The sequence below is a fragment of the Streptomyces sp. 8L genome, assembly GCF_020176795.1.
Classification (GTDB): domain Bacteria; phylum Actinomycetota; class Actinomycetes; order Streptomycetales; family Streptomycetaceae; genus Streptomyces.
On the sequence record NZ_JAIUKE010000756.1, the window covers coordinates 1 to 3,168 of the forward strand.

General features: G+C 76.5%; 2 protein-coding genes. One reads left to right on the plus strand and one right to left on the minus strand.

Annotated features, from left to right (window positions below; genetic code table 11):
• The first annotated feature begins 149 nt into the window (after positions 1–149).
• On the plus strand, positions 150–2,282 hold the full coding sequence (locus LCE31_RS40685; RefSeq protein ID WP_441349437.1) for a cell division protein PerM: 2,133 nt from the start codon (positions 150–152) through the stop codon (positions 2,280–2,282).
• Positions 2,283–2,370: 88 nt separating this feature from the next.
• Here LCE31_RS40685 and LCE31_RS38305 read toward each other — a convergent pair.
• Positions 2,371–3,168, minus strand: a 798-nt coding sequence (locus LCE31_RS38305) for a hypothetical protein (protein WP_225022794.1), incomplete at its 5' end; no start/stop codon positions are given.

Below are 3,168 nucleotides of genomic sequence, written 5' to 3' on the forward strand. Positions count from 1 at the left end.
GCGTCGGGGTGCGGGGTGCTTCGGGTGGTGCTCTGCGTCATCGGGGAGTCTCCGCAGCACGGGGCCGGTCGGAAAAGCACATAACCGAATAATGATCGACATGTCGAGCATTCGCCCGTTACGTGACGAAAGTGCGTGTCGCAGGCAGCATGGCGGGCGTGACCCAAGTGACCGAACGCGGAGAGTTGTTGTCGTCCGCGTCTGCCCTGGAGCGCGGCAGGGCCGCCGCGCTCACCGCCTCCTTCCTCCGCGGCTCCATCGCCGCATGCCTTGGTCTCGGCGCACTCGCCGTGCTGGTCATGGCGTTGTGGATCAGTTCGCCGTACCCGGACAGCGGAGCGGGCGGCGCCCTCCACGTGGCTGTCGCGCTGTGGCTGCTCGCGCACGGCGTCGACCTCGTACGACCGGGCACGCTGAGCGGCGCGCCCGCGCCCGTCGGGATCGTGCCACTGCTGCTCGTCGCGCTCCCCGGCTACCTCGCCTACCGGGCGGCACGCGACGCGCTCGAACCGCAGGAGGGCCGGCCGCAGCTCACCGCCATCGGCGCGGTGGCCACCGTCAGCGGCGGCTATCTGCTGGTCGCGGCCGGGGCCGCCGCGTACGCGCACAGCGGCGCGTTCACCGCATCGCCGCTGCGGGCGGCCGCCGTCCTGCCGGCCTTCGTGCTCGCCGCGACCGGCGCGGGCGCCTGGACCGCCATCGGCCGCCCGGCCGCACCACTGCCGAGATGGCTGCCCCACGCCGCCCGCGCCCGGTGCGCGCGGACGCTCTGGTCGGCGCCCGCGCGGCGCCTCACGAATCTCGCGCGGCGCGCGGGCGCCGCCTCGGCCGCCGTCCTGCTCGGCGGCGGCGCGGTGCTCGTCGCCGCGTCACTCGTACGGCACGGCCAGGCGGCCGAAGGGTCGTTCCTGCGGCTGTCGATCCTGTGGTCGGGCCGCTTCGCGGTGCTGCTGCTCGGCCTGGCCCTCGTCCCGAACGCGGCGGTGTGGGGCGCGGCGTACGGGCTCGGGCCCGGTTTCGCCCTCAGTACAACGGCGACGGTGACCCCGCTCGCCGCCGTGCGCGCACCGGGCCTGCCGTCCTTCCCGCTGCTGGCGGCGGTGCCGCACGGCGCGGGCGGCTGGCCGCACTGGTCGGCCCTCGCCGTGCCGGTCGCCGCGGGCCTCACCGGGGGCTGGTTCACCGTACGCAAGGCGGCCCCCGCGTACGTGGACCGCGACATGGCCTGGAGCGCGGGCGGTACCGCGCTCGCGGCAGCGCTCGCCGGGGTGGTGACGGGCGCGCTGACGGCGGTGGCCGCCGCGTTCGCCGGGGGACCGCTGGGCACCGCGAGCCTCGCCAGGTTCGGACCCCTCTGGTGGGCGACGGCCCTGGCGGCGCTGGTGTGGACGGCGGTGGTCGCCGTCCCGTTCGCCCTCGCCGTACGCGCCTGGCGGCTGCGGGGAAGCCACGTGACCGAGTACGCGGCCGACGAGCCGGAGGCGCCTGCTCCGGCGGCCCAGGACGGGAGCGGGAGCGTGGCCGGCGCGGCGGCGTCGGGCCGCTGGTCCCCGCTCGTGCGGCGCTTCACGCGCCGTTCGGCGGCGGAGGAGAGCGCCGCCGAAGAAGCAGGCGTGGCCGAGGGCGCGGCCCCGGTACCGCTGCCGGCACCGGGCGCCGCGGACGGTACGCCGGCGGTGCCCGGCGCACCGGAGGAAGCGCCGGTGGGCAGCGCCCGCCGCTGGACGCGCCCCTCGACCTGGTGGCGGACCCGTACGTCCGAGGACCCGGAGGCGGGCACCGAGGGCTACGACTTCCTGTCGGCGGAGTCCTGGCACGAGCGCGGCGCGCGCGAGGCCCGCTGGGCCGGGCTGAAGGAGGTGTCGGGCGGTCTGATGGCCGACTTCTCCACCGAGACGCACCCGTGGCGGCGGCCGGAGCCTCCGGAGAAGCCGGCCCCCGCGAGTCCGGAGCACGAGGCGCCGGAGGAGAAGGGTCGGGAGGCCAAGGCGCCGGAGGCCAAGGCGCCGGCACCGGAACCGGCACCCGAGCCGACCGCACCGCCCGAACCAGCGGCCTCGCCCGCACCGCCCGCATCATCGGCCTCGCCCGCACCGCCCGAACCAGCCGCCCCCGCCAAGCCAACCGCCCCGGCCGCACCGCCCACCGAAGAGGCCACCGCACCGCCCACCGATGCGGCTGCCGCACGGCCCGCCGAGGACTCCGTCCCGGATCACCCCGGAGATGGCGGTCCCGGACGCCCAGACCCGGAGGACGAAGCCGCTGACCCGCACTCACACTGAGCCGGTGGCCCACTGAGGCGCTGCCCCGCCGAGGGGAGGAGCGCGGCCCGCACCCGCGGCACCCGCACCCGCGGCGCGGGCCCCGTGCCTACTTGCTGATGCCGAGGACCGGGACCAGGGACTTCGGCAGTTCGCTGTTGCACGCGACCTGGCCCTCGTGGGTCAGGGCGTCGTGCACGCACGAGTAGTAGTCGGAGTAGACGAACTGAAGGGAGTACGTCCCCGCCACCACCAGCAGGGCGAGGATCGCGGCCACCAGACCGCTGACGGCCGCCGTGTGCTGCGGGCGCTGCTGCTGTTCGACCTGCTGCTGCGTGTGGTGGTGGACGCCGGCCGAGGCGTACGCGCGGTCCTGCGTCGACGGGTAGGCCGCGTTCTGTGAGGGAGTCGCGAACGGGTCGGGTCTGCGCCCGGTCCCCGGCTTCTCCTCCTCGCCCGTCCCCGCGCCGCCCTCGCGGTTCTTCGCGCGCAGCGAGCTGATGGCCCAGTAGATCGCCAGCGAGCCGAGCAGCAGCGCGACCTCGGGGATGCTGAACAGCGCGAAGAAGAAGCCCCAGATGCCGGCGAGCAGCGCGTAGCGCGCGCGTCGCTGGTAGACGTCCTTGGGGTCCCAGCGCAGCCCGCCGCGGCCGGGTCCACCGGGGCCGCCGCCCTGGCCCTGCTGCCGGTCGGGACCCTGCGGGCCCTGTCCGCCGGACTGCCCGCCGAAGCCGCCCCCGGTCCTGCCGGGCTGGCGGTCGCTCCACTGTCCGCCCCAGACGCGGTCGTCACTCCCCGGCCCGCGGCCCCCGGAGCCGTGGCCGTCGCCCCGGCCCGAGCGGTCGGAGCCGTCGGAGCCGTCGGGACCGCCGGAGGGGTCGCCCGAGCCGTCGAGGTGGGGGTGGCG